22 protein-coding genes are annotated in these 24,583 nt (G+C 71.9%); 9 read left to right on the top strand and 13 right to left on the bottom strand.

Annotation, left to right across the window (positions count from 1 at the left end):
* Window positions 1–379 precede the first annotated feature (379 nt).
* Window positions 380–1,717 carry an NADP-specific glutamate dehydrogenase gene (gdhA, locus tag JJJ15_RS09095; RefSeq protein WP_200510525.1) on the bottom strand — a complete coding sequence of 446 codons (1,338 nt, stop codon included), beginning with the start codon at window positions 1,715–1,717 and terminating at the stop codon, window positions 380–382.
* A gap of 270 nt (window positions 1,718–1,987) precedes the next feature.
* Between gdhA and JJJ15_RS09090 the strand changes: the two genes are divergently transcribed.
* Entirely contained in the window at window positions 1,988–2,794 is an 807-nt protein-coding gene (locus JJJ15_RS09090) for a class I SAM-dependent methyltransferase (RefSeq protein WP_200510524.1), read from the top strand.
* 483 nt (window positions 2,795–3,277) lie between these two features.
* On the opposite strand, the gene JJJ15_RS09085 is transcribed toward JJJ15_RS09090, so the two are convergent.
* Window positions 3,278–3,715 (bottom strand): cupin domain-containing protein, encoded by a 438-nt coding sequence (locus tag JJJ15_RS09085; RefSeq protein WP_200510523.1) that lies wholly within the window; start codon window positions 3,713–3,715, stop codon window positions 3,278–3,280.
* 398 nt (window positions 3,716–4,113) lie between these two features.
* Here JJJ15_RS09085 and JJJ15_RS09080 point away from each other — a divergent pair, with 398 nt between their 5' ends.
* On the top strand, window positions 4,114–5,250 hold the full coding sequence (locus JJJ15_RS09080; protein ID WP_246741997.1) for a hypothetical protein: 1,137 nt from the start codon (window positions 4,114–4,116) through the stop codon (window positions 5,248–5,250).
* Between the two features lie 1,238 nt (window positions 5,251–6,488).
* Here the strand turns inward: JJJ15_RS09080 and JJJ15_RS09075 are convergent.
* Together JJJ15_RS09075 and JJJ15_RS09070 are read right to left on the bottom strand one after the other, a co-directional pair.
* Window positions 6,489–7,235 (bottom strand): CDP-alcohol phosphatidyltransferase family protein, encoded by a 747-nt coding sequence (locus JJJ15_RS09075; RefSeq protein WP_246741996.1) that lies wholly within the window; start codon window positions 7,233–7,235, stop codon window positions 6,489–6,491.
* 738 nt (window positions 7,236–7,973) lie between these two features.
* Window positions 7,974–8,963, bottom strand: coding sequence for a DUF3152 domain-containing protein (locus JJJ15_RS09070; protein ID WP_200510522.1), 990 nt, complete (start codon window positions 8,961–8,963; stop codon window positions 7,974–7,976).
* Window positions 8,964–11,204: 2,241 nt separating this feature from the next.
* On the opposite strand from JJJ15_RS09070, the gene JJJ15_RS09065 reads away from it, so the two are divergent.
* From JJJ15_RS09065 to JJJ15_RS09055, 3 genes are all read left to right on the top strand, one after another.
* Entirely contained in the window at window positions 11,205–11,381 is a 177-nt protein-coding gene (locus JJJ15_RS09065) for a hypothetical protein (protein ID WP_200510521.1), read from the top strand.
* Window positions 11,382–11,691: 310 nt separating this feature from the next.
* Window positions 11,692–11,925 (top strand): ribbon-helix-helix domain-containing protein, encoded by a 234-nt coding sequence (locus tag JJJ15_RS09060; RefSeq protein WP_200510520.1) that lies wholly within the window; start codon window positions 11,692–11,694, stop codon window positions 11,923–11,925.
* Window positions 11,913–12,260 carry a type II toxin-antitoxin system PemK/MazF family toxin gene (locus tag JJJ15_RS09055; protein WP_348641471.1) on the top strand — a complete coding sequence of 116 codons (348 nt, stop codon included), beginning with the start codon at window positions 11,913–11,915 and terminating at the stop codon, window positions 12,258–12,260. Before JJJ15_RS09060 ends, JJJ15_RS09055 begins: the two co-directional genes overlap by 13 nt.
* 83 nt (window positions 12,261–12,343) lie before the next feature.
* Here JJJ15_RS09055 and JJJ15_RS09050 read toward each other — a convergent pair whose 3' ends face one another.
* A complete protein-coding gene (locus JJJ15_RS09050) occupies window positions 12,344–13,516 on the bottom strand; it encodes an MFS transporter (RefSeq protein WP_200510519.1) in 1,173 nt (390 codons plus the stop codon).
* Between the two features lie 136 nt (window positions 13,517–13,652).
* On the opposite strand from JJJ15_RS09050, the gene JJJ15_RS09045 reads away from it, so the two are divergent.
* A complete protein-coding gene (locus tag JJJ15_RS09045; protein ID WP_200510518.1) occupies window positions 13,653–14,006 on the top strand; it encodes a MerR family transcriptional regulator in 354 nt (117 codons plus the stop codon).
* A 138-nt stretch (window positions 14,007–14,144) separates the two neighbouring features.
* Here JJJ15_RS09045 and JJJ15_RS09040 read toward each other — a convergent pair whose 3' ends face one another.
* The 4 genes from JJJ15_RS09040 to JJJ15_RS09025 all read right to left on the bottom strand — a co-directional run bounded on the left by JJJ15_RS09040 (window position 14,145) and on the right by JJJ15_RS09025 (window position 18,279).
* Window positions 14,145–14,618, bottom strand: a complete 474-nt coding sequence (locus JJJ15_RS09040) for a nuclear transport factor 2 family protein (protein ID WP_246741995.1) — start codon at window positions 14,616–14,618, stop codon at window positions 14,145–14,147.
* Entirely contained in the window at window positions 14,615–16,981 is a 2,367-nt protein-coding gene (purL, locus tag JJJ15_RS09035) for a phosphoribosylformylglycinamidine synthase subunit PurL (RefSeq protein ID WP_200510517.1), read from the bottom strand. The genes JJJ15_RS09040 and purL overlap by 4 nt, the downstream gene beginning before the upstream one ends.
* A gap of 130 nt (window positions 16,982–17,111) precedes the next feature.
* Window positions 17,112–17,627, bottom strand: coding sequence for a TM2 domain-containing protein (locus JJJ15_RS09030; RefSeq protein ID WP_200510516.1), 516 nt, complete (start codon window positions 17,625–17,627; stop codon window positions 17,112–17,114).
* Window positions 17,628–17,757: 130 nt separating this feature from the next.
* Window positions 17,758–18,279: an NINE protein gene (locus JJJ15_RS09025; protein ID WP_106110357.1), complete on the bottom strand. Its 522-nt coding sequence runs from the start codon at window positions 18,277–18,279 to the stop codon at window positions 17,758–17,760.
* A 142-nt stretch (window positions 18,280–18,421) separates the two neighbouring features.
* Between JJJ15_RS09025 and JJJ15_RS09020 the strand changes: the two genes are divergently transcribed.
* The 3 genes from JJJ15_RS09020 to JJJ15_RS09010 are packed head-to-tail and all read left to right on the top strand — an operon-like array spanning window position 18,422 to window position 21,171.
* A complete protein-coding gene (locus JJJ15_RS09020) occupies window positions 18,422–19,855 on the top strand; it encodes a glycosyltransferase (RefSeq protein ID WP_106110356.1) in 1,434 nt (477 codons plus the stop codon).
* Between the two features lie 47 nt (window positions 19,856–19,902).
* On the top strand, window positions 19,903–20,109 hold the full coding sequence (locus JJJ15_RS09015; protein WP_129591605.1) for a hypothetical protein: 207 nt from the start codon (window positions 19,903–19,905) through the stop codon (window positions 20,107–20,109).
* 39 nt (window positions 20,110–20,148) lie between these two features.
* Complete coding sequence (locus tag JJJ15_RS09010; RefSeq protein WP_106110355.1) at window positions 20,149–21,171, top strand: hypothetical protein; 1,023 nt, start codon at window positions 20,149–20,151, stop codon at window positions 21,169–21,171.
* Window positions 21,172–21,300: 129 nt separating this feature from the next.
* Here JJJ15_RS09010 and purQ read toward each other — a convergent pair whose 3' ends face one another.
* From purQ to JJJ15_RS08990, 4 genes are all read right to left on the bottom strand, one after another.
* Window positions 21,301–22,020, bottom strand: coding sequence for a phosphoribosylformylglycinamidine synthase subunit PurQ (gene purQ, locus JJJ15_RS09005; RefSeq protein WP_106110354.1), 720 nt, complete (start codon window positions 22,018–22,020; stop codon window positions 21,301–21,303).
* 3 nt (window positions 22,021–22,023) lie between these two features.
* Entirely contained in the window at window positions 22,024–22,275 is a 252-nt protein-coding gene (locus tag JJJ15_RS09000; protein WP_106110353.1) for a phosphoribosylformylglycinamidine synthase subunit PurS, read from the bottom strand.
* A gap of 170 nt (window positions 22,276–22,445) precedes the next feature.
* Window positions 22,446–23,381 (bottom strand): LCP family protein, encoded by a 936-nt coding sequence (locus JJJ15_RS08995; protein WP_246741994.1) that lies wholly within the window; start codon window positions 23,379–23,381, stop codon window positions 22,446–22,448.
* Window positions 23,382–23,588: 207 nt separating this feature from the next.
* On the bottom strand, window positions 23,589–24,551 hold the full coding sequence (locus JJJ15_RS08990; RefSeq protein ID WP_106110351.1) for a hypothetical protein: 963 nt from the start codon (window positions 24,549–24,551) through the stop codon (window positions 23,589–23,591).
* Between the last annotated feature and the right edge of the window lie 32 nt (window positions 24,552–24,583).

The following is a 24,583-nucleotide window of genomic DNA, read 5'->3' as shown; positions in this document are numbered from 1 at the left end:
CCTTGACGACGTCGGTCCGCTTCCGGGGTACGTGCGGACCGGCCGCAGGCCAGCCCACCGTGGGCACGGGCGCGAGCGTCCCGCCGCCGTACGGTCCGCGCGGTGCACAGCCATCACCGTGGGCACGGACGCGACGCTGCCTGGACGCACGAAGACCGGGCGACCCTCCGCAGGGTTACGGAGAGCCGCCCGGTCAGGTCGAGGCGACCAGCGAGAACGGAGACGCCGTCCGGGCCCAGGCCGCAGCAGGACCGCCTCAGCCGGTCACGGGTCAGGCACAGGGCCCGTTCTCACGGCAAACAAGTACCGTTCTCGCGGGGCGGGCTGCCGGGGCGGGCGAGGCGGCAGACCTCAACGGCAGGACGCCAGCGGCAGGACGTCAGACGATGCCGTGGGCGATCATGACGTCGGCGACCCGGGTGAAGCCGGCGGCGTTGGCACCCAGCACGTAGTCGCCGGGACGGCCGTACTCCTCGGCCGCGGCCACGCAGGAGTCGTGGATGTCGGTCATAATGGCGTCGAGCTTGGCCTCGGCGGTGGCGAAGTCCCAGCGGGTGCGCCCGGCGTTCTGCTCCATCTCCAGGGCGGAGGTGGCCACGCCGCCGGCGTTGGAGGCCTTGCCGGGGGCGTAGAGGATCCCGGCGGACTGGAAGGCCTCGACGGCCTCGGGGGTGGAGGGCATGTTGGCGCCCTCGGAGACCACGGTGCAGCCGTTCTTCAGCAGGGTGGCGGCGTTGGCGCCGTCGAGCTCGTTCTGGGTGGCGCAGGGCAGGGCGACGTCCACGGGCACGTCCCACACCCGGCCCTGGGTCACCAGGCGGGCGCCGGGACGGCGCTCGACGTAGTCCTTGACGCGGCCACGCTCGACCTCCTTGACCTGCTTGAGCAGCTCCAGGTCCACCCCGGCCTCGTCGACGACGTAGCCGGAGGAGTCGGAGAAGGTGATGGGCTTGGCACCCAGCTTCTGGGCCTTCTCGATCGCGTAGATGGCCACGTTCCCGGCACCGGAGACCGCGACGGTCTTGCCCTCCAGGGTCTGGCCCCTGGTGGCCAGCATGGACTGGGCGAACAGGACCGTGCCGTAGCCGGTGGCCTCGGTACGCACCAGGGATCCGCCCCAGGCCAGGCCCTTGCCGGTGAGGACCCCGGCGTCGTAGGCGTTGCGCAGGCGCTTGTACTGGCCGAACAGGTAGCCGATCTCGCGGCCGCCCACGCCGATGTCACCGGCGGGCACGTCCGTGGACGGGCCGATGTGGCGGGAGAGCTCGGTCATAAAGGACTGACAGAAGCGCATGACCTCGGCGTCGGAGCGGCCGTGGGGGTCGAAGTCGGAGCCGCCCTTGCCGCCGCCGATGCCCTGGGCGGTCAGCGCGTTCTTGAAGACCTGCTCAAAGCCGAGGAACTTGATAATGCCGACGTTGACGCTCGGGTGGAAGCGCAGGCCGCCCTTGTAGGGGCCCAGGGCCGAGTTGAACTCGACGCGGAAGCCGCGGTTGACGTGGACGGCCCCGGCGTCGTCGACCCACGGCACGCGGAAGATGACCTGGCGCTCGGGCTCGACAATGCGCTCCAGGAGCGCGTCGTCAGCGTAGTGGGGGTGCTTGGCGATCACCGGGTCGAGGGACTCCAGCACCTCGCGCACCGCCTGGTGGAACTCGGCCTCGCCACGGTTGCGCGCGACGACCTGCTCGTAGACCTTCTCAACAACGTCCTGCATGGGGGCTCCTTCGTGTACCGGAACGGTCCGCGCAGGAGCACGTCGTCGGGCAGGCGGTCTCCCGCGCCTGACCCGAGCATCCCACCCAGCCGTTTACTGAGACGAAATATCCCGCCCACTGGTCCCGCAGCGTATGGGGCCGACGGCCCCGGCACCCTAGCGGGCCCCGCGACGTCCAGGCGCCGGGATACCGGGGACCGAGCCCACCGACCCCAGCAGCCTTACGGGCGCCGGGATACCGGGGACCGGCCCGCTCCTATACTCCCTGCCATGACCGCCACCCACCGCTACACCCACGGTCACTCCCCCGCCGTCCTGGCCAGCCACTCCCACCGCACCGCGGCCGACTCCGCCGCCTACCTCCTGCCCCACCTGCGCCCCGGGATGAGTCTGCTCGACGTCGGCTGCGGGCCCGCGACCGTTACCGCGGACCTGGCCGAGGCGGTCGCGCCCGGGCGTGTCGTCGCGCTCGACGGCGCGCCGGCGGCGCTTCACGCGGCGCGGGCCACCCTTGCGGCGCGGGGCCTGGCGGACCGCGTGGAGCTGGTCGGCGGTGACGTGCACGACCTGCCCCTGGCGGACGCCTCCTTCGACGTCGTCCACGCCCACCAGCTGCTCCAGCACGTGGCCGACCCCGTGGCCGCCCTGAGGGAGATGCGCCGGGTGGTGCGGGCGGGCGGGGTGGTGGCGGTGCGCGACTCGGTGTACTCGGCCAAGGCCTGGTACCCGCAGCCGCCCGCCCTGGAGCGCTGGCGCCAGGTCTACATGGCTACGGCGCGGGCCAACGGCGGGGAGCCCGACGCCGGCAGCCGCCTGCTGTCCTGGTCCCGCGCCGCGGGGTTCAGCCAGGTGCGGGCCTCGGCGTCGACCTGGTGCTACGCGACGCCTGAGCTGCGGGCCTGGTGGGGCGGGACCTGGGCGGAGCGCTGCCGCTCCTCCTTCGGCCCGCGGGCGGTCGAGCTGGGGCTGACCGACCCCGATGAGCTGGAGGAGATGGCGTGCGCCTGGCAGCAGTGGGCCGAGGCGGACGACGGCTGGTTCGTGGTGGTCCACGGCGAGGTCCTGGCCCACCGGTAGCGGGACGGTCGGCGGTATCGGGGCGGCTGGCCCCCGCCGGTAGCGGGGCGGCTGGCGGTAGTGGGATGGCCGCCGAGCGGGGCGCCCCGTCCCCGCCGGTAGCGGGATGCCCGCCAGTAGCGGGACGGCCAGCGCCTTGGCCAGCAGGCCCCGGCACTGCGCCCTGTGGCGTGGGGCCAGGCGGGCCCTCAGGCCCCTCAGACGGTGGACGCCCAATCACACCCCGTGGCGTGGGGGCCAGCCGTCCGTGCCAAGATCACCGCAAGACCACCGAGGGTGCCGTCGTCCCTCGCGCCCCGTAGTGGGCACCGGCCACCTCACGCCCCCCCCCGCCCCGGTCAAGGACGGCCACGGCGGGGCGACCTCCTGGCTGACGGGGCCGGGCACTCTGCGGGCCGGGCACCCTGCTGCGCCAGCCCGCGGCTCACAGGGCCGCGTACGTCCAGATCACTAACGGCCCGTCCGAGGGTGACCGGCCCCCGCTCACAGGGCCGCGTAGTCGGCGTCGTCGACCGGCTCGAGCCACTCGTTGGAGGTGTTCTCCCCCGGGACCGCGAGCGCGATGTGGGCGAACCAGGAGTCGGCCTTAGCGCCGTGCCAGTGCTTGACGCCGGCGCGGGTGAACACGACGTCGCCGGGTACCAGCGAGACGGCGTCCTTGCCCTCCTCCTGGTACCAGCCGGAGCCGGCCGTGCAGATGAGCACCTGGCCGCCGCCGCTAGTGGCGTGGTGGATGTGCCAGTTGTTGCGGCAGCCCGGCTCAAAGGTGACGTTGTGCACACTGACGGCGCACTCGGGATCGGTCACCAGGTTCCTCAGGAAGCTGTTCCCGGTGAAGTACCGGGCGTAGGCGGTGTTGGGCTCGCCCTTGCCGAAGACGTTCTCGGCGGCGAAGACGGACTCGTCAGCGGTGGCGGTCATGGTGGTCAGGCTCCTTAAGGCTGTGCGTGCGGCGGGCACGACGCCGTCGCGCGGGTACGACGCCGTCGTGGCGGTCCCGCGTGCCCTGCCAGGTTAGGACCGTCCCCGGCTCCTGGGCCAGGGCCGGACGTCCTGGCGCGCGTCGACCACCACCGTCTCGCACCGCGTACGCGAGGCCGGCCTGCCGGACGTCCTGGCGTACGTCGACCACCACATTGCCTGGGGATTGGCCCGCAGGGCGGCGAACGGACGCACATCGCCCTGCCACGGCTACGCAACCGGCTGGGTTGGCCCGCAGGGCGGCCTGCCGGACGTCCTGGCGCGTGTCGACCACCATCACACCCGGGACGCACCGCCAACTGGCCACCTGGAGCGCCGCGATCTGGCACCCTGCCGGTGTGCCTTCCTCTCTCCACGCCGCCCTGGCGCGCACCCTGACCGCACGCTCTGTCCTGGACCGACCGCTCACCCGCCGTCACCGTATCGACGCCTCCCAGCTCCGTACCCTCGCGGGCGTGGCCCGCTGCGGGGACCTGGGGGCGCGCAAGGTGCTCGAACTACCCGCACTGGCCGACCTGGCCGCGACGACGGCCTCCCAGCTGCGTCTGCCCGACGGCGCCGGGTGGAGGCTGGGCCAGGCGCTCGGGCACGCCCTGGAGCAGGGGGTGCGACTATGGCTGTGCGAGGTGCCGGCCGAGGCGGTGCCCCTGATTGAGCGCACGCTCGGGGAGGGGCTGGTCCACCTGGTGTCGCTGCCCGAGCCCGACGGCGTCGGCGTCGAGCTCGGTGACGTGCCCGCCGCGGCCGCCCCCGCGCCCGACGGAACAGTGGTCATCGCCTTAAGCCCCCTGGCGCTGCTCCTGGCGCTGGCCGACGGAGGGGTCGAGTCGCACCGCTACCTGCGCACGGTGCTGGTGGGCCTGGACACCCTGCGCTGCCCGGCCCGTGCGGTCCGGGCGCTGGAGCGCGTGGGCGTGGGGGTGGTCCAGCGACCGCAGGCGCTGCGCCTGGTGCGCAACCCGGTGGCGCTAGCCTACCTGGTGGTGTTCGTGTACTCCTCCCTGCGGGCCCTGCCGGTGGCCTTCGTCCCCGGCTTCCAGGGGCGGGTGTGGGTGCTGTGGCTGCTCGACGTCCTCACCGCCGTGCCCTACACCTGGGGCATTGTGGAGATGGTGGCCGGGCGCCGGATCCGTCACCGGCTCCTGGGGCTAGCGGTCACGATAGTGACCTTTGTCATTCCTTATGTGTACTTCTGGTCCACGGGCCGCGACTACCCGACGGGCGTGATCGTGACCATCGTGGCCATGGTCCTGGGCACGATCGCCCTGGAGGGGGCGCGGTGGTGGCGTGACCACCTCATTGTCCAGGGCCTGGAAGGGGCGGAGCGGGCGGGCGCAAGCCGGGTGACCCTGCCGGTCCGGGCCCCGCTCACCGACCTCAACCCCGCCCCGCTCACCGACCTCAACCCCGCCCCGCTCACCGACCTCAACCCCGCCCCGGGCGGCGCCCACAGGCCCGAGAACGCACTCACCTAGCCGCGCGGCGGGCCACCCACCGACACCCGCCCCTCTCTGTTCGCGAGAACGGTACTTATTCGTCGCGAGAACGGTACTTGTTTGTCGTGAGAACGGTACTTATTGCTCGTGAGAACGGGGGGTGCTTGCAGTGGTCCTGTCTGGGCTGGTTGGTGGGTGCGGGTCGGGGTGGGTGCGCCGGGTGCCGGGTGGTCTTCTTGGTGTGCTCGTCCTTGGGCGTGCTGTCCGCGCGGTGCCGATGGGGGCGGGCTCGTCCCGGGAGGCGCCGGGGCCCGGGCCGCCACCACCCCCGGCCAGGCGCTCGCGGCAGCTCGTCCCGGGAGACGCCGGGCCCCGCCTGCTCTGCCGGTGCGCCCGCGCGTCGGGCTGACCTGGAGGCTCTGGCGGGCGGCTCCAAGGCGTGACCTCGCCAACAGACCCCTGGGGCGCGCCGAGGACGTTCTGGCAGGCAGCTCCAGGGCGTCCAAGGGGTGTATGTCACCGCCAGGGTCCAAGTACGGGTCTGTCCCCACACGGCCCCAGGGCACCCCGGGGGGTCTGCCCGCGCGTCGGACTGGGTTGAGGTGAACGCGCTCTGGGGCAGGTAGACGCCATATCACGGGAACAAACGCGCTTCCGTCCTGGTAAACACTAGTTAGAACGGCGTCCACCCGACCAAGAGCACGTCCACCCGACCCAGAGCGCGTTCACCTGAGGGCGCGCGAGCCCAGTTATCCGGTGCCAACGCCCGCAGTACGGTCGGGACCGTGGGGAGGGCGGCTAGAACGGTCGGTCACGGGCAGGCCGGTCCGGCAGCAACCCGACCCACCATCCCGGCGGGGGCGGCCTGAGGCGTGGGACCCACCATAGCGGCCAGCCACCGTCGACGACGCAGGCGGCCAGGCGGCGGCGTCCCCCAGGGGCCAGCAGCACGTCAGCACAGGTCACGAGGACCTCCAGGAAGGCGACGCAGACGCGCCAACCCACACCCCGGCCGAAGACCCCCCTCAACCCAACCACCCACAACGTCCACGACGAGACACGCCAGACACCAGGTCGAGGACCCCCAACCCAGCCGCCCAGGAAAGCACAACCAGGACGCATCGCCCACGGACACGGGCCCGACAGCGAGCACCGCCCGTTCTCACGACGAACAAGTACCGTTCTCGCGAGCAATAAGTACCGTTCTCACGGAAGGGCGGGCAGCGGCCCCTACCAGCCCCCACCCTGCCCCTACCAGGAGAGGCCGGACGGTCAGGCTAGTCCTCGTCCTGCCGCCCCCGGACCGAGCGCAGCACGCCGACGATCAGGAGCCACAGCCCGCCCCCCACGGACAACGCCAACGCCACCGCCGGCCGCTGCGGGTGGACGGCGACCAGCCAGGCGGTCCCGACCATCCACCCGAGCACCGCGAGGAGGTTGAGCGCCCGGAAGCGCCTCACGCGGGCGGGGTGGACGTAGTAGGTCGGGATGAGGGTGAGGACCACCAGGACCACCGTCCCGGCCACGTTGAGCCAGCCGGGGCTCCCCAGCACCCACATCATGACGGCGACAATGTTCCAGGCCGCGGGGAAGCCCACGAAGTAGTTGTCGCCGGACTTCTCCCCCTCGTTGGCGTAGCAGAACATTGAGGAGACCAGGATCACGATAAGGAGGGTGCCAGCCACCGGCCTGGGCCCCATGGGCAGCTTGAGGTACATAAACAGCGCCGGGATAAAGGTCCAGGTGAGGTAGTCGATAATGATGTCCAGCACACTGCCGTCGAACCAGGGGACGACCTCCTTGACCCGCACGCGGCGGGCGAGGGTCCCGTCAACGCCGTCGACGACCAGGGCGAAGGCGAGCCACAGCCACATCCAGGCGATCTGGTCGTGGTTCATGGCCAGCAGCGCCAGGGTCGCGAAGGCCAGCCCGGACATGGTGAAGGCGTGCACCCCCCAGGCGAGGAGCCGTTGTGACAGGGGGGCCGGGGCGGTGGGCAGGGGGGATTCAGGGGTGGGAGGCACGATCAACCTTCTTAAGAAGCGATGGGAATATAAGGGCAGGGGCTCCCCGACGGCGCTACCCCACGAGGGAGCCGCACCCGGAGCCGGTCCGCGGGATGCGGCCCCACGCTCTAAGCATATTCACAGCCTCGGCCACGGGGCCGTGAGCCCCGGGCGACGCACCGCCCGACCAGGACTCCGTCGGCGGGGCCCGGGACAACCGCCCCAAAGCACGTCGCGAAGGTCGAGGCGCCAGCAAGGCGTAGTCCGGGAGCCTTCGCCCCGGCCGGGAGGCGCGCCCTGGCCGGGAGCCAGCCTGGCCCCTGGGGTACCCGGGTTCCTCCCGGACCGGTGCCCCAGAAGCACGCCCTGGGAGCGCACCACCCCGGAGGCACGCCCGAGGACACACCCCGGCCGGGAGGCGCGCCCTGGCCGGGAGCCAGCCTGGCCCCTGGGGTACCCGGGTTCCTCCCGAGCCACCGCCCCGCGCAAGGAGCACAGGTCCGCCTAGGCAGGGCGGGCAGTCTACGTGGCGCAGCGGCGGCCAGGAGCAGCCGGTCCGGTCTCCCGGGCGGCAGGCGGGCCACAGCCTCACCCCGGGAGGGCATCCTCCGGTGCCGGTGCCGGTGCCGGTGCCGGTGCCGGGTGGGCGGTCCGTGCCGCACCCCCAGGAGGGCCTCGCGCGGGCACGCCGGAATCGCCGCCGGGGGCGTGCCGCACCCCCACCCCCAGGAGGGCCTCGGCCGCCCCAGGGCGCGCTCAGGAGGCCTGATTGTCCTGGGTGGGCCAGCCGTTGGCCGTGCAGCCTCCCTCACGGGTGCGGCTCTGCTGGGCCATGGTGGGCGACTTCAGGCCGGGCCCGGCACAGAACTCGTGCTCGTGGCCCAGGAAGTGACCGACCTCGTGGTTAATGACGTAGATACGGTAGGAGTCCACGTCCGGGAAGGTGGGGGACCCGTAGCTCCAGCGGTCGGAGTTGAGGACCACGTTGTCGCCGTTGCGGCAGTTCCACATGCTGATCGTCTGCAGGGGAGCGCACAAGGTGTCCACCATCGGCGGGGAGGCGATGGACAGGGTGAAGTCCGCCGCGTCGGGGTCACTGACCTGCTCGAAGGAGACCCCCTCCACAGTGCGCCAGCCGCGGTCGTCGTTGAGGACGCCCTGGATGGTGGCGGCCGCCGCCGCGCCGTCCACCCCGGTGCCGCCCTCGACCCGCAGCACGTAGCGGTAGACCGTGGCGGCCCCCGGCTGGGAGGGGGGTACCGGGTCGGTGAGGGCCCAGGTCCCGTCCCCGACGACGTCACTGTGGGCGAATCCCTTGTCGTCGGTCCGGGGGCCGGGGCTCGGCGTGGGCCCGGGGTCGGGTGCGGAGGAGGGCGCGACGTCGGCCGTGGCGGGAGCCGGGGTGCCGACCGCGTCCGCCTGGGCCTGTGCCGTGGTGCCGGGGTCGGCGGGGACGGTGGCCTGGGTGTCCCCGTCGTCTCCGCCCCAGGCGTGCACGCTGAGGCCGACGAGCGCGACGACAGCCAGGAGCACCGTAAGGACGAGGAGCGCCCGGGGCCAGGACCAGGGGCGACGGCCCGTCTGCCCTGCCGGCCGGTCGTCGCCCGGGGTGGTCGGCTCCGGGGCGGTCATCTCTGAGGTGGTCGGCTCCGGGGTGTGGTCGGTGCGCGCCTGGGTCGGGCGCCTGTCCCGGCCTGTCATGGGGCGGACGGGTCGGCGTGGGGGGTGCGGGAAGGATGGGGGCATGGCCGCATCGTAGGCGCCTGCACCCGATGGCGCCCAACGTCGGTGCACTCTGCCGGGGCGCCAGCTGGCCTACGGATCTCGGTCCAGGGCCGGAAGGAGGCTCTCCGGTGCTGGACCCGGTCCCCGTACGTGTTCTACGAGGTTCCGGTCGGGTGCTTATAGCGCGAACAGGGGCGCAGCTGGCCCGGGCCTACCAGCCTCGGGCCACTTGGCCCGGGCCCATACTCCCAGGCCCGTACTAGCGCGACCGAATGCTCCCTGGGGCGGGTGCGAGCCGCGTTGTCGCCCGGTCCGGGACCTGCGCGAGGTCACCTCGAGCAGGCCAGCTGCGGTACGTACGTCCCTGTGCCCGGTCCGGGATCTGCGCAAGGCCACCACCACGACTTCTGCGCCCCGCGCTGCCTCGCCACCTGGTCCGGGACCTGCCTTGGGGTGAGGACAGGGGGTTATGCACGGCCCCGGCGGTGGCGGGCGGACGGTTCTGTCGCAATCTGAGGATCAGAACGAGGGCCACCCTCGGCCGCGTCAGGGTCCAGGCCCCTGACCTGCGTGGACATTGGGTGTACAAAGTGCTGGGCGAGGTGGGGCCGGCTCTGATCCTCAGATTGCGACACGCGCACGAAACCGGGCCAGCAGACAAGCGGCAGACCACCCAGAGGAGTGCATAGAACCATCCGAGTCCACGCCACGAGCAACCAGGGACCCCCGCCCCCGCAAACCAATCGCACTCCACTCACGCCATAGCGGTGCGGGGTGCTCCCTGACTCATGGCAGAGGAGGATGAGAAGAAAGAGTAGCCAAGTCTTAATGCACCTAGCGGTGCGGGGTGCTCCCTGACCCCTGCCCCTGGGAGGCGCGTGGTTGCAACGTTTCCAGGGGCTGGATCGCCACCGGCCTGTGGAGGCCCTTCCGGAGGTGGCCGGAACGGGTCCATTTCTACCACCTTTCGTTGGTATGACGCCACTCGCCACCGACGGCCCCGGGAGCGGATCCGGCGCCGGCTTTGGACGAGACCATGCGGAAAAGTGGCAGTCGGGCGGGGTGTCCCGCACCACATCGGTGGTGACCAATACCACAAGCCCGGCTGGTCTCGACCCCGCGAGCACCCGCACGTGCACCCCCTTCCCTCGCCAGATCCTCCCGGCGCAGACCCCCGTCGTCGAGCGCGAGCACCGCGCCGCAGACCTCCACCCATCCCGCACAGGACACGCACCTTCCCGTACCCGACCGCCAGGGGACGGAGCCCCACTCCCTCCCGAACAGGACACAAGACAGAGACGGACCACGTCATTAGGATCCTCAGCACAGGACCAGAACAAACCCTCATCGTGGACCCACTTATACGGGGCAGATTAGACAGCAGGAGAGACCCCTCAGCATATGACTCAAAGGCGACCTCCTATACCACTCTGTGCCGCCCCTGCCCCCACGAACAAAATAGTAGCACGCGACCCCCACCCACACCAGCGCAACCAGGAGACGCCCCGGTCCCCACAACTAGATCGCGTTCCGTTCACACCGTACGTGATCGCGTCCCTCCTGCGGGAGCTAGCCACAGACGCCCGTTCTCGCGAGAAACAAGTACCGTTCTCACGACGAATAAGTACCGTTCTCGCGAGTGTCGCAAGACCAGGTCAACTGGCCTGTGGAAGACCTCCCCCAGACAGTCGGCAAGATCCTCGACCACCCAGCTAAGAGCGCACCCCGGCCTCAGCGTGCGCATTAGACCTCCAGGCGCGCGACACCATAGCGTCAATACAGCTCGACCACACGCGGAGCATCGACCAGCTTCTCCACGCGGCCGAGCATGCGAATACCGCCAGTACGGGACAAGACGCACTGGCCCCTCACCCCGTCGGCTCACCACGGCTCTGGGACGCAGTTGACCTCGCCCGGGACGCCACGGGCGGCACCATCTCCTACGTGGCGGAGCTGCCCCCTCCGCCACCCCGCCCAGGCCGCCACGGGCGGCACCCTGCTGTCGGGCACCCGGCTCGCACACGGTCGCGGACCCGGGACCCCGCCAATGCGACCCCTTGCTACCCGGCTCGGCCCGCGAGGCACTAATTGCTTCCCAGCGGTGCAAGGGGCGCCCGGCTCGGCCGCGCCCTCATTGCACGAAGTGAGTCCCTCAGTGGGCGCCCCCGCCCGCACCCGGCTCGGCCGTCCGCTGCGCCTCCACCTGGGGCGGCGTGACCGGCGCCCGCGCCCGTACCCGGCTTGGCCCAGGGTGGACAGGATGTGGACTGCCCGGCGGCGTCGGCCCGGCTCAGCTTCACCCCTGCCAAGACCGTCTCACCGTCTCAAGACGGCTCAGCCTCTCCCGCCGGCGCCCGGCTCGACCCGCAGGCATCCCTGGACACCTCCTTCCGCCTGACCTGGGCTCGCCAGTACCACGACTCCTCCATCCGTAGGTGAACGCCTTACTCAGTAGGTGAACGCTCTCTTCAGTAGGTGAACGCGCTTTCGGTTATATGAACGCCACTTAGGGTGGCGCTCATATAGCTTTAAGCGCGTTCACCCGCGGGACAGCGCGTTCACCCGAGAGGAGGGGCGCGACGTCGGGCCGGGGCCACCCAGCAGGCTCACCACCGACAAGGAAGGCAGGACGCCAGCCGGTCGCGGGGGCTGGACCAGGAGGCAGGCTCACCACCGACAAGGAGGGCAGGGCCGCCAGCAGCTTGGCACAACCCGCCCTAGAAACGGTAATACCGGTTATACTCCCAGCGTGAAGACCGCGATCTCCGTTCCCGACCCGCTTTTCCACAAGGCTGAACAGCTCGCACGCCGCCTGGGGTGGAGCAGGTCGCAGCTCTACGCTCAAGCGGTCCGTGAGCTCATTGCCCGTCAGGGTGACGACCCGGTGACCGCGGCGCTCAATGACCTGGCAGACGAGATGGGCGCCGAGACACCGCCCTCGACCGGGCGCGCGCTCATCCAGGCAGGAGCGTGGGAGTGGTAGCCCGGGGCGAGATCTGGTGGGCCGACTTCAGCGAGCCGGTGGGCTCAGAACCCGAATACCTACGTCCAGCCCTCATTATCTCCTCCGACCGCTTTAACCAGTCACACATTTCCACGGTTATTGTGTCTGCGATCACCAGCAACATGCGCCTGGCCGCAGCACCGGGCAATATCGAACTCGAGCGGGGAGAAGGAGGTGTGCCGAAGGACTGCGTCGTGAACGTGTCGCAGACGCTCGTCGTGGACCGTTCCAGGCTGGTCGACCCCATTGGCACCCTGCCCGCCCACCTCCTGGTACAGGTCGATGACGGGCTGTGGCTGGTCCTGGGGCTCTGACCACGACGCGGGGGCTCGGTACCCCCGCCCGCGCCCGGCTCGGCCTCACCCTTGCCAAGACCGTCTCACCGCCTCAAGGCAGCTCAGCCTCTCCCGCCCGCACCCGGCTCGGCCCGCAGGCAGCCCGAGGTCGCCCACAGCCCGAGCGCGCCGCTGGTGGTCGCCAGCGCCAGCAGGCTCACCCCCCAGAAGGAGGGCAGAGCCGCCAGCAGCGGGCCGCCGACAATGCCCGCGAGGGTCGAGCCAGCGTACATGAGCACGCTGGCCAGCGCCGAGACCGTCCCACGCGCCGAGGTGGTCAGGGCCTGGAGCAGGTTCATCATGACGGGGAAGAGCACGCCGCCCACGGTGAAGGCCCCGGCGAGCAGGGCGACGCCCACCCAGCGGGTCGGGCTGGCCGCGACCACCGCGTAGATGAGGAGGTAGCAGACCGAGCCGCCCAGCAGGGCGCGCCCCTGGCCCGCTCGCCGCACGACCCGCGGCCCGATCAGGGCGCCGACGGTGTTGCCGGCCCCGAGCACGATCATGGCCCTGGCGATACCGGCCTGGTCCAGGTGGAAGTCGCGGGCGAACCAGGTGGCGGCAAAGGACAGGACGGCGAAGTTGCCCACCTGGAACACGAGGTAGGCCCCGAAGCGCCCCAGGGCGCGCGGCGTGCGGGCCAGGGCCGCGTACTGGGCTAGGAGCCCTACGCGCACCGTGCCGCCGTGCGGGGGCACAGCCGGGAACCACCGCCACAGCGCCGCGGTGACCAGGGCGCCGCCGGCCCCGACGACGACGAACGGGTCGGAGGTCGAGCGCACCGCCAGCAGGCTCCCGGCCGGTACGCCCAGGAGCTGGGCGATGGTCAGGCCCGCCGTCGCCGTCGCCATGGCCGGGACGACCCGCTCCCTGGGCATGACCTGGGCGATCGTGGCCCAGATCTGCGGGGAGGCGACCGCGGCGGCGACGCTGGCCGCCAGGCGCAGCCCCAGCATGGAGGTGAAGGACCAGGCCAGCCCGGTCGCGGCGGTGGACACCGAGAACGCCGCCATCCCGGCCACCAGGACGCGGCGGCGGTCGAGCCGGTCCGACACCGGCCCGGCCACCAGGGCCGTCAGGCAGTAGCCGACCGCGTAGGCCGAGACCATCCAGCCGGCGCGCGCGGGCGGGACGGCGAAGCGCGCGGACAGGGCGGGCAGCAGCGGGGCGACCAGGAAGGTGTCCGTCCCCACCAGGAGCATTACGGCGAAGGACAGTGCGGGAACACGTCTCATGGGAGCCTTTCCGCACGGATCGGGCGGCCCGTGCGGAAGGACGTTAAACTCTGACACTAGTGTCAAGGTCAAGACCGCGGCGACAAGCCGCGGCGGGGACAAGGGGACGAGAGGACAAGGTGACGAGGGAGGGCGCATGAGGATCGGGGACTTCGCGGCCCACGCCAGCCTGACGGCGCGCCAGGTCCGCCACTACAGCGACGTCGGCCTGCTGCCGGCGGCACGGCTGGGCAACGGCTACCGCGACTACGACCCGGCCGACGTGGGGCGGGCCCGCCGCGTGCACGCCCTCATCGCGGTGGGGCTGAGCTGTGAGCAGGTGCTGCCGCTGGTCGGCTGCCTGGGCAGCGACGAGGCCGCCGCCTGCCCGGCCACCAGGGCCGCCCTGGCCGCCCAGCTCGCCGCCGTCGAGGAGCGGATCGAGCACCTGGAGGCCGCCCGCCGCCTCCTGCGTGAGCGGCTCGACGCGCCCGCGCGGTCGCGCCCGTGACGGGGACTGATACGGCAGAGCTGAGGCCGGGCCATCTGCCGTGCGCGCGGTCGCGCCCGTGACGGCAACCGAGCTGGGTCCTCGGCGTGGCGGCCCGATACGTCCGCGCTCACCGGGTCGCGCCTTAGGCGCCGCGCCTCACGCCGCCGGAACGGCCTCGCCGTCCCAGTCCGGCCCGGCTCCGAGCAGGAACTCCCACTCGCGCACGACCACTCCCCCGGAGAGCTCGAAGACGTCCAGGGAGCGGCGCCCCTCGGAGTCGACGAGCAGGGTGGCGACCACCCGGCCGTCCGCGGACTCAATGGACTGGTGCACGCGGAAGCGCACGTCGGACCCGGCGTAGGCCGCTCTCATGGCGCGCACGTAGTCCTCGCGCCCGGTGATCGTGCGCCCGCCGACCGTCCACTCCACGTCCGGGTGGAGGAAGCCCGCGTAGACCTCCCAGTCCCTGCCGTTCTCGGCCTCGAAGAACGCCTCCAGGGTCTCGCGCGGCCGCGCAGGGGCGCGGCTCTCCCGGCTGGGCCCGGCGCCATTACGCTGGCTGGCCCCGGCGTCGGGCCCAGCAGGCGCGACGGCATCGGGCCCGCCCTGGCCGCCCCCGGCACCGCTCACCCGAACAGCGCGGGCAGGGTGGCCTCCACGCTCTCGCGCAGCTCGGCCAGGTCCAGTACCAGCGGGCGCCCGGCCCCTCCGTCGGCCAGCAGGTCGGTGCCGGTGACCACGAGCAGGTCCCCCCCGGTGGTGCCCAGGCGGGCCCAGGCCACGTCCTCGGCGTCGGCGGCCGCCTGGACGGCGGGCAGCAGGGCCTCGGGGACGGCCACGACCGCCCGCGCCCCGGACTCGGAGAACAGGGCGGTGAAGTCGTCCACCTCCTCGGACTCCACGCCGGTGAGGTCCACGCTGGCCCCCACCCCGAAGCGCAGGCAGGCGTCCACGAGGGTCTGGATGAGCCCGCCGTCGGAGCAGTCGTGGGCGGCGCGCAGGAGCGGGGAGCCGTCCGGGGCGCTGGCCCCGGACAGGGCCGTGAGCACCCGCCCCAGGGCCGCCTCGGCATCCAGGTCCACCTGCGGGGGCAGGCCGCCGAGGTGGTCGTGGACCACGCGGGCCCAGGCCGAGCCGTCCAGCTCCGCGCGCGTGGTCCCCAGCGCCACGACGGCCAGGCCCTCCTGGCGCCAGCCCGAGGGGTTGGCGCGGCGCACGTCGTCCATGACCCCCAGGACGCACACCACCGGGGTGGGGTTGATGGAGGAGTCGGGCAGGCCCTTGACCACCCCGTGGGAGTTGTACAGGGAGACGTTGCCGCCGGTGACGGGCACGCCCATGGCCCGGCAGGCGTCGGCCAGGCCGGTGACGGCCTCCACCAGCTGCCACATGGCGTCGGGGTCCTCCGGGGAGCCGAAGTTGAGGCAGTCGGAGACCGCCAGGGGGCGGGCGCCCACGGTGCACACGTTGCGGTAGGACTCGGCCAGGGCCTGGGCCGCCCCGGCGGCGGGGTCGAGCTTGGTGAAGCGCCCGTTGGCGTCGGTGGAGATGGCCACCCCGCGGCAGGTGGCCTCGTCCACGCGGACCACGCCGGCGTCATCGGGCTGGGACAGGGCGGTGTTGCCCCGCACGAACCGGTCGTACTGGCTGGTGACCCAGGTGGTGGAGGCCTGGTTGGGGCTGGTGACCACGGCGCGCACCTGCTCACCGAGCGCCGCGGCGGTGGCGGGACGCTCCAGGCGGTCGGTGGTGTCGGCGTTGAGGGCGTCCTGCCAGGAGGGGCGGGCGTAAGGGCGCTCGTAGGTGGGCCCCTCGTGGGCCACGGTGCGCGGGTCCACGTCCACGATCCGCTCCCCGAAGTGGTCGATGGTCAGCCGCCCTGAGGCGTTGACCTCCCCGATGACGCTCGCCTCGACGTCCCACTTGTCGATCACCGCCATGAACTCCCCCAGCCTCTCGGGGGCGACGACGGCCATCATGCGCTCCTGGGACTCGCTCATGAGGATCTCCCCGGCACTCAGGCTGGGGTCGCGCAGGAGGACCTTCTCCAGGTCCACGTGCATGCCGCCGTCGCCGTTGGAGGCCAGCTCGGACGTGGCGCAGGAGATGCCGGCGGCCCCCAGGTCCTGGATGCCCAGGACGAGCCCGGCGGCGAAGAGCTCCAGGCAGCACTCAATGAGGACCTTCTCCATAAAGGGGTCGCCCACCTGGACGGATGGCCGCTTGGCGGGCACGCCGTCCTCGAAGGACTCCGAGGCCAGGACGGAGGCCCCGCCGATGCCGTCCCCGCCGGTGCGCGCCCCGAAGAGCACCACCTTGTTGCCCGCCCCGCTGGCGTTGGCCAGGTGGATGTCCTCGTGGCGCAGCACGCCCACGCACAGGGCGTTGACCAGCGGGTTGCCCTGGTAGGAGGGGTCGAACTCGGTCTCACCGCCGATATTGGGCAGGCCCAGGCAGTTGCCGTAGCCGCCCACCCCGGCCACCACGCCGTGGACCACGCGGGCGGTGTCGGGGTGGTCGGGGGCGCCGAAGCGCAGCTGGTCCATGACGGCCACGGGCCGGGCGCCCATGGAGATAATGTCGCGCACGATCCCGCCCACGCCGGTGGCGGCCCCCTGGTAGGGCTCCACGTAGCTGGGGTGGTTGTGGGACTCGACCTTGTAGGTCACCGCCCAGCCGTCGCCAATGTCGACCACCCCGGCGTTCTGCCCCATGCCCACCAGCAGGTGGGCGCGCATCTGGGGGGTGGTCTTGTCCGCGAACTGGCGCAGGTGGATCTTGGAGGACTTGTAGGAGCAGTGCTCAGACCACATGACCGAGTACATGGCCAGCTCGGCGGCCGTGGGACGACGCCCCAGGAGCCTCCTGATGTCCTCGTACTCCTGCTGCTTGAGCCCCAGGTCCTTCCACGGCATCTCCCGCTCGGGGGTGGCCGCGGCGTCCTGGACGGTGTCCGGGGGGACGACGGCAGTGGTCTGGGTGGTGGGCGCCATAGGTGCTCCTGAACGTGGAGGGTAGAGCCAGGCCCTGAGGATACCGTCGGCCCCGGCAGCACCAGGTCAGGGCCGACGGCGTGGCGCAGGGCGCACCCGCGGCGCGAGACGCACGGCCCCGGGCGCCCTCTCAGACGAGGCTGCCGTCCTTGGAGGCGAGGATCATAATGAACTCGACAAAGGTCCAGAGGCCGTTGACCGAGTAGACGATCCAGGCGATGATGAAGGGGACGGTCGTCGTGATGCTGTCCTCAACATACGAGTACGAGTACGGGTACGAGTAGGGGCTGACGACGTACGAGGGCTCGTAGGTGGCAATGCTGATAATAAGGAGGATGAGCCCGATGGCGAAGAGGACAATGTGCCCGATCGCCTGGGCGGTCTGCTTCCGGTAGAAGTTGTGGGCCCCGAACCAGCCCAGGAAGAAGGCCAGGAGGGCCGCGGTCGACTTGGCCCTGGCGTTCGGGTTCTGCGGGTACAGGTAGGGCTGCGCGTACCCGGGCTGGGGGACGTAGCCCTGGGGCGCGTAGCCCGGCTGGGCGGGATAGCCGGGCTGAGGAGCGTACCCGGGCTGGGGGACGTAGCCCTGGGGCGCGTAGCCCGGCTGGGCGGGATAGTTGGGCTGGTAGAAGGGATCCTGGCTCATAGCCTCTCCTCAGGGTCGTGGACGGTGAAAGACGGTTGGTGCAAGGGCGGCGGCGCAGGCCCGGCGCCCCGGAGGACGGCGCCTTTAGGACCCGGCCGTCGGCACGGGGACGCGCCCGGTCAGGGCGGGTTCAGGTGAGCCTGCCGTCGTCGGACACCAGGACAATAATGAACTCGATAAAAGCCCACAGGGCGTTGACCCCCAAGACAAACAGGGAGCCGAGCGTCAGGAGCCCGACGGTAAACTCCTTGTCACTCCCATTCGGGATGTAGGGGTCATTCGCCACCATGACAAGGGCGGTCACGAACAGGGCAATGGCCAGCACCGCCATGACGAGGTGGCCGATCGCCCGGCCGGTCTGCCTCTGGTAGAAGTTGTGGGCCCCGGCCCAGCCCAGGAAGAAGGCCAGGACGGCCGCGGCCGCCTTGGACTTGGGCACGGCGTACTGGGGGTCGGCGTACATGACGGCCTGGCCCGCGTAGGGCTGGGCGGCGTATGCCTGACCGGCATAGGCCTGGCCCGCGTAGGCCTGGCCCGCGTAGGGATCCTGCGCCGAGGGCGCGTAGGGGGCGCCCGCCTGCGGTGCGGAGGGCGCGTAGGGCGAGGCGCCCGAGGGGTCGTAGGGCTGGGGAGCGTAGGGGTTCTGGCCCACGGTTCCTCCTGGGGGAGATAGGGACGGACGCACGGTTCAGGGCACCATTCTGGCAGCCCCCGGCACCCGCTATCCTGGCACAAAACGAGACACGACCCCCGCAGTGCTGCGCATCACAAGAAAAAGAGGCAGGATTTGGACTATGAGAACCATTGACGTCGCCCCCCTGCACCTGGCCGACCTCGCCTCGCACCTGGACGAGGTCGCCACCCGCCGCCTGCGTGACGGGGTCGAGGCCGCCCACGGCCTCCTTGACGGCCGTACCGTGTGGACCGTCACCCCCAACGCCTCCGCGGGCAGCGGCCCGGCGGAGATCGTCGCCCCCATTGTGGGATACGCCATTGAGCAGGGCATTGACGCCCGCTGGCTCATCCTGGACGCCCCCGCCGAGTTCCTCACCATCTCGGCCCGGCTCCACGCCGGCATCCACGGCGACCGCGGCGACGGCGGCCGGCTGGGGGAGAAGCAGCGCGACATCTACGAGCACGTCCTGAGCTCCAACGCCGAGAACGTCGAGGGGGTGCGCGACGGCGACGTCGTCATCCTCCACGACCCGCCCACAGCGGGCCTGGCGCGGTTCTTCAAGGCGGCCGGCGCCACCGTCGTGTGGCGCTGCCACCTGGGCACGCAGGACGCCGGCGAGGCCGGCCAGCACGCCTGGGCCTTCCTGGACCGCTACCTGGAGGACACCGACCTCACGGTCGTCTCCTGCGAGGAGTACCGCCCGCCCTTCACCGAGGTCGAGCGCTGCGCCGTCATCCCGCCGTCGATCAACCCCGACAGCCCCAAGAACCAGGTCCTGGGCCTGGACGAGGCCTGGTCGGTGGCCCGCCTCTCGGGGGTGTTCGCCGGTGAGCCGCCCTTCGAGGCGGTGCCCTTCGTGCGCGAGGACGGCCGTCCGGACGCCATCCGGGCCACCGCCGACGCCGCCGGTCAGGTCACCGGCGTCAACCTGCCGGTCCCGCTGGGCTCGCGCGTGGTCACTCAGGTCTCCCGCTGGGACCCGCTCAAGGGCATGGAGGAGCTCGTGGAGGTCTTCGCCGCCCACCTGGCCGACCTGCCCGAGGACACCCACCTGCTCCTGGTGGGCCCGCAGCCCGACCCGGACCGGGAGGCGCAGGCGCAGCGGGTCCTGGAGGAGGTGCTGGAGGCGGTGGATCTCCTGCCCCGCTCGGCGGCCCGTCGCGTCCACGTGGCGGCCATCCCCGCGCGGGACCGGGAGGTCAACGCCGTGACGGTCAACGCCCTCCAGCGGGTGAGCACGGTGGTCACCCAGCGCTCCCTGGTGGAGGCCTTCGGCCTGACGGTGGCCGAGGCCATGTGGAAGAAGGCGCCCGTGGTGGCCTCGGCCGTGGGCGGTATCAGGGACCAGGTGGAGGACGGCCTCACCGGGTGCCTCGTGGATCCCGGCGACGGCGCCGCCTGGGCGTCCGCGGTCTCCAGCCTCCTGCTGTTCCCGGAGCGGGCTGGCGAGATGGGGCAGGCGGCCCACGAGTCGGTGCGCCGCTCCTTCCTGCCTGACCGCCACATGCTCCAGCTCATTGACGTCCTGGCCCAGGCCATCGACATCGCCTGAGGGGCCCGCGGGCCGGCCGGTGGGCAGGCCCCAGGCGGCCTAGCCCCATGAACCCGGTTACCGTACCAGGACGACTCCGCCCCCTGGCCGCCACCAGGGTCCTCGTGCTCGCCTGCCTGGCGACCACCTGCACGTGGCTGGTCCTCGCATCGGCCTTCACCGAGTACTCGTTGCACCTCAGGCTCATGCCCCTGTACTCCGCGGTGACGCTCGCCGTCTCGCTCTACCAGGCACGACAGGGCCGGGCACCGTGACTGGCCCTGGCCGTCGGCATCCTGGGGACGTACGACGCCGTGACAACATGCCTCTTCCTCTACTACGAGCTCACCGTCCTCCTCCCCCCGTACTACGTACTCAGTCTGGGCCTGACCGCCCTCTGCCACCAGGCGGTCCTGGTGCTCCACGCCCTGCTGGTCCTCGTCGCGCTGCCGGCCACGAGGACCGCGCCCGCGCCTGCCCGCCACATCCTGGTCCTGCGGGCGGGGGCCACGGCCCTCGGTCTTCTCGTCATCAGGACGGTCCTGGCCTGTCCGCTCACCCTCTGGGAGGACTACTCCCGCTACGGCCGCCTGTCCCCTGACGCCATCCTCACCCTGACCACCGGCATGACGTGGAGCACCGTCCTCGGCCCGCCTCTGGGGACAGCCAGGCCCGTCCCCCTCCTGCCAGCCTCCGTCACAATCCTGGTCGTCCTCGGCGTCCTGGCGGTGGTGCCCCTCCTGGACCTGCACCGGGCGTTCCGGGACCTGCCCGAGGCGGACCCGTCCCGGGCCCGGATCCGCAGGATCCGGACCCTGCTGTCAGTCGCCGTCGTGCTGCTCACCGCCCAGGTCCTGTGGGGTGACTGGCTGGCACACGGGTCCGTGTTCAACAACCAGTGGACCTGGCTCACCCACGTCCTGTCGGTCTTCCTCATGCTCGCTGCCTTGTGCGGGCTGTGGGGGGTGCCGGGCGGGCCGCGCGACCCGCGCACCGGCAGGTGCCTGGTGGTGGTACCAAGGACCTATCACGCCACGGCTGACACGCTCGCGGTCTGGAGGACCCTGGGCGGAGGTCCCCTCCGGCAAGGATCCCCCGGCACTGACCAGGACCCGCGCTACCGGCTCCCCTCGCCGTCGGTCACCTTCTGGGTGTCCTGCCTCACGGGTCCGGGTGGCCTGGTCCCGCTCATAAAGGGCAACGCCGCCGCCCAGTCGGAGGGGATCCTCACCTTCTCCTACCTGGTCGCCTTCGCCCTGGGGACGGTGACCTGCGTCCTGCTCGTCACCGTGGCGGTGGTGGACTGGCACCTCGTCATCGGCCCCCTGCCGTTCTAGGAGCAGGCAGGGCAGCAGGGCCGCCCCCTGGCCCCCGCCAGGCCCCCACCAGGGCCGGGCACGGTGCGAGCCGGGCACGGCGTACGGCGGGCCCGGCACGGGCCTGGCCCCCCACCGGTACGTGGGGCGTCAGGCGCCCACGAGGCAGCTGATCACGGACTGGAAGAGGCGCAGGCCGTCCACGCCCCGGCGCATGCCCGCCGGGCTGTCCGGGCCGAACCCGGGCTCGACAGCGTGCTCGGGATGGGGCATGAGGCCCACCACGTTGCCGCGCCGGTTGCGCACACCGGCGATGTCACGGGCGGAGCCGTTGGGGTTGGAGCCCAGGTAGCGGAAGACCACCAGGCCCTCGCCCTCGAGGCGGTCGAGCTCGGCCGGTGAGGCGATGAAGTTCCCCTCGCCGTTCTTCATGGGCACGACGACCTCCTCACCCTGGTCAAAGGACCCCGTCCAGGCGGTGGTGACGGACTCCACGCGCAGACGCTGCTCGGTACAGACAAAGCGCTGGTGGTCGTTGCGGATGAGGGCCCCGGGCAGCAGGTGGGCCTCGGTGAGGACCTGGAAGCCGTTGCAGATGCCCAGCACCGGCATACCCGCCCTGGCGGCGGCCACCACCTCGTCCATGACGGGGGCGAAGCGGGCGATCGCCCCGCAGCGCAGGTAGTCGCCGTAGGAGAAGCCCCCGGGGACGACGACGGCGTCCACGCCGTGGAGGTCAGCGTCCTTGTGCCACAGGGTCACCGGCTCGGCCCCGGCCAGGCGCACCGCGCGCAGGGCGTCGACGTCGTCCAGGGTGCCGGGGAAGGTGACCACGCCAATGCGGGCGCCGGTCGGCGCTGGGGTGCTCATGGCTCAGGCCTCCTCGGCGTGCACGGAGACGACGTCCTCAATGATCGGGTTGGACAGGAGCTTGTCGGCGGCCTGGCGGGCGGCCTCCAGGTGCGCCGGGGTGACCGGGCCGTCCACGCTCAGCTCAAAGCGGCGGCCCTGGCGTACGGCGGTGAACTGGTCGAACCCGAGGCGGGGCAGGCTGCCCACGACGGCCTTGCCCTGAGGGTCCAGGATCTCGGGTTTGGGCATGACCTCGACGACAATGCGTCCCATCGGCTCTCCTCGGGGGAAGGTAGGTGTCTGCGCGATTCAGCCTACCTGCTCCGCGGGGGCGCCGCCCGTCCAGGCGACCACCGGGCCCAACCGTCCCCGACCAGGTCCGACCGGGCTCAGGAAGCCCGCCCCGGGCCGCCCCGACCTGCACCAGCAGGCCTCGGCCCGCCTCAGGACGTCGGGGTGCAGGTGCCCCGGGTGTATCCGTAGGCGGCCAGGGCCTCAAAGGTCTGAGGGGTCGGCGGGGCGACGAAGGTGCCCTCCAGGTCCGGTGCGGGCACGGTGACGCTGCTCAGGGCCCCCTCGCGCCCGGCCGTGGCGGTCGAGCGGGCCAGGGAGACCAGGTCCCACACACTGGTGCCTGTGTCCAGGGTGAGGTCCCCGGCGATGTCGTGGGCCAGGGCGTGGGCACGCAGCGGGTCGCGCACCTGCCGGGCCAGGGCCGCCAGGAGGGAGCGCATGACCGACGCGCTGAACTCGCTGCGACGTCGGGCCCCCTCCGGGGCGGGCAGGGCGGTCCACACCCCGTCCCGGAGCACCTCCGGGTGGCGTGAGCGCACCAGGGCCAGCGCGTCCACGCCGCTCAGGTGCTGGGTGCCGCCGGGCAGGTCCAGCCCGGCGCGGGCGTCACGCACCGGCTCGGCCACCTCCACGTCCACCCCTCCCAGGGCGTCCACGAGGCGCGCGAACTGGGCCATGTCCACCACCACCAGGTGGGTGGCCCTGACCCCCAGGCCGGTGCACAGCAGGTCCACGGTGGCCTGGGGCCCGCGAAGGTAGCTGGCGGCCAGGCGGTCCACGGTCCCGTCCGCCCCGACCAGCATGAGGTCACGGGGCAGGCCCAGGATCCGGGTCCCCTGGCTGCCGGGCTGGAGCAGCAGGACGACGTCGGCCCTCTGGCCGCTCACGTCCTCGGAGGTGCCGTAGCGTGCGGGGCCGTCGGGCAGGTCCTGGCGGGAGTCGGTGCCCACGAGGAGCCAGGTCTCCGGGGGCCCGCCTGAGCCGGTAGCGGCGGGGAGGGCCAGATCCACGTAGTCGGGCCGGTAGGCCAGGACAGCCAGATCCGCCCCCAGCGCCACCAGGAGGACGACCAGGACCACCGCCACGAGGGAGGTGAGCCCCCGCCACGAGCGCAGGGACGGGCGCCAGCGTCGCAGGCCGCCCCGCAGGTGCAGGCCGCATCGTGAGAGGAGCCGTGGACGGCGCGTCGGGCCCGCGGCGCCGCCGGACCGGGGACGCCCCTCCGCCGGGGCCGGGGCCTGCGGACAGGTCCTGGCCCCGGCGGAGGAGTCAGGTGAGAGGGCAGCCAGGGGTCAGGCCCGACGCCGACGTGCGACGGTCACTGCCCCCACGCCGACGAGGACCGCGGCGCCCAGGGCCAGGGTGGCGTCGACACCGGTCCTGGCCAGGTCGCTGCCGCCGGGCTTCTTGGTCCCGCTGGCGGGCTGGGCGGAGGGCACTCCGGGGTCGTCGTCCTTGCTCGCGGCCATATTGCCGTCGCTGGCGCCGTTGGCGAAGCTGAACAGGCCGCCAGAGACCTTAATGAGGGTCAGGCTCGCGGCGGACTCGCCGTAGCGGCTCCCCGTCAGCACCAGCTTGTAACGGCCGTCCGGGACGCCTCCCGGTGCGGCCAGGGAGCCGAGGACCTTGCCCTCAGCGTCCACGGTGAGGGTGCCGACCTGGTAGGTGACGGACTCGTCAGTGGTGTCCACCAGGCTGACGGACACGGTCTCACCAGGGGTGAAGCCGTTGCCCCCGACGTTAAAGGACTGGGCGCCCACGGAGGCCCCCTCAATGGTGTAGGTACCAGTGACGTGGGTGTTGTCGAAGTAGATGGGCACGCTCACGGCCCGGGTGGCGTCGTTGTAGCCGTAGCAGCCCACGGACAGGGTCCAGCCGTCCTCGTTCACGTCGCCGCCGTGGGCCGTCACCATCTCGGCGATATTGAGCTCCGTGGACCAGTTGCCGTCCGGGTCAGGGCGCGTGGACGCGGAGACGTCCTGGAGGCCGCTCTGACCGTTGTGGAGCAGGGAGACGCGGACCTGCGGGGCGTACTCCTGCTTGTCCGGGTCCGTCGTCTTGGAGAACTCGTTGGAGCAGCCGGAGCCGTTGAGGACCACGGAGGTGCTTGCGGGGTCAAGCGCCTGGCTGCCGATGTGGACGGTGAACCCGTCCGTGCTGTTGTCGTAGGCGAGGGCCGGGGAGGCTAGCGGGCCGCTGGTGGCGGCCAGGGCCGCGCCAACGCTCAGGATGGCGGCGGTACGTCCGAGACGCATTGGTTCCTCCAGGTGGATATGGGATCTAGGAC

The organism is Actinomyces sp. HMT897 (assembly GCF_016626125.1).
GTDB lineage: Bacteria > Actinomycetota > Actinomycetes > Actinomycetales > Actinomycetaceae > Actinomyces.
This window is presented reverse-complemented; position numbering and strand designations above follow the sequence as displayed.

What these genes read in the sequence shown, in the direction of transcription:
- JJJ15_RS09030 (WP_200510516.1), bottom strand. Translation starts at nt 17,627, where the DNA reads ATGAGCCAGGATCCCTTCTACCAGCCCAACTATCCCGCCCAGCCGGGC.
- JJJ15_RS08990 (WP_106110351.1), bottom strand. Translation starts at nt 24,551, where the DNA reads ATGCGTCTCGGACGTACCGCCGCCATCCTGAGCGTTGGCGCGGCCCTG.
- JJJ15_RS09070 (WP_200510522.1), bottom strand. Translation starts at nt 8,963, where the DNA reads ATGCCCCCATCCTTCCCGCACCCCCCACGCCGACCCGTCCGCCCCATG.
- JJJ15_RS09020 (WP_106110356.1), top strand. Translation starts at nt 18,422, where the DNA reads ATGAGAACCATTGACGTCGCCCCCCTGCACCTGGCCGACCTCGCCTCG.
- purQ (WP_106110354.1), bottom strand. Translation starts at nt 22,020, where the DNA reads ATGAGCACCCCAGCGCCGACCGGCGCCCGCATTGGCGTGGTCACCTTC.
- JJJ15_RS09050 (WP_200510519.1), bottom strand. Translation starts at nt 13,516, where the DNA reads ATGAGACGTGTTCCCGCACTGTCCTTCGCCGTAATGCTCCTGGTGGGG.
- JJJ15_RS09045 (WP_200510518.1), top strand. Translation starts at nt 13,653, where the DNA reads ATGAGGATCGGGGACTTCGCGGCCCACGCCAGCCTGACGGCGCGCCAG.
- JJJ15_RS09015 (WP_129591605.1), top strand. Translation starts at nt 19,903, where the DNA reads ATGAACCCGGTTACCGTACCAGGACGACTCCGCCCCCTGGCCGCCACC.
- gdhA (WP_200510525.1), bottom strand. Translation starts at nt 1,717, where the DNA reads ATGCAGGACGTTGTTGAGAAGGTCTACGAGCAGGTCGTCGCGCGCAAC.
- JJJ15_RS09090 (WP_200510524.1), top strand. Translation starts at nt 1,988, where the DNA reads ATGACCGCCACCCACCGCTACACCCACGGTCACTCCCCCGCCGTCCTG.
- JJJ15_RS09000 (WP_106110353.1), bottom strand. Translation starts at nt 22,275, where the DNA reads ATGGGACGCATTGTCGTCGAGGTCATGCCCAAACCCGAGATCCTGGAC.
- JJJ15_RS09085 (WP_200510523.1), bottom strand. Translation starts at nt 3,715, where the DNA reads ATGACCGCCACCGCTGACGAGTCCGTCTTCGCCGCCGAGAACGTCTTC.
- purL (WP_200510517.1), bottom strand. Translation starts at nt 16,981, where the DNA reads ATGGCGCCCACCACCCAGACCACTGCCGTCGTCCCCCCGGACACCGTC.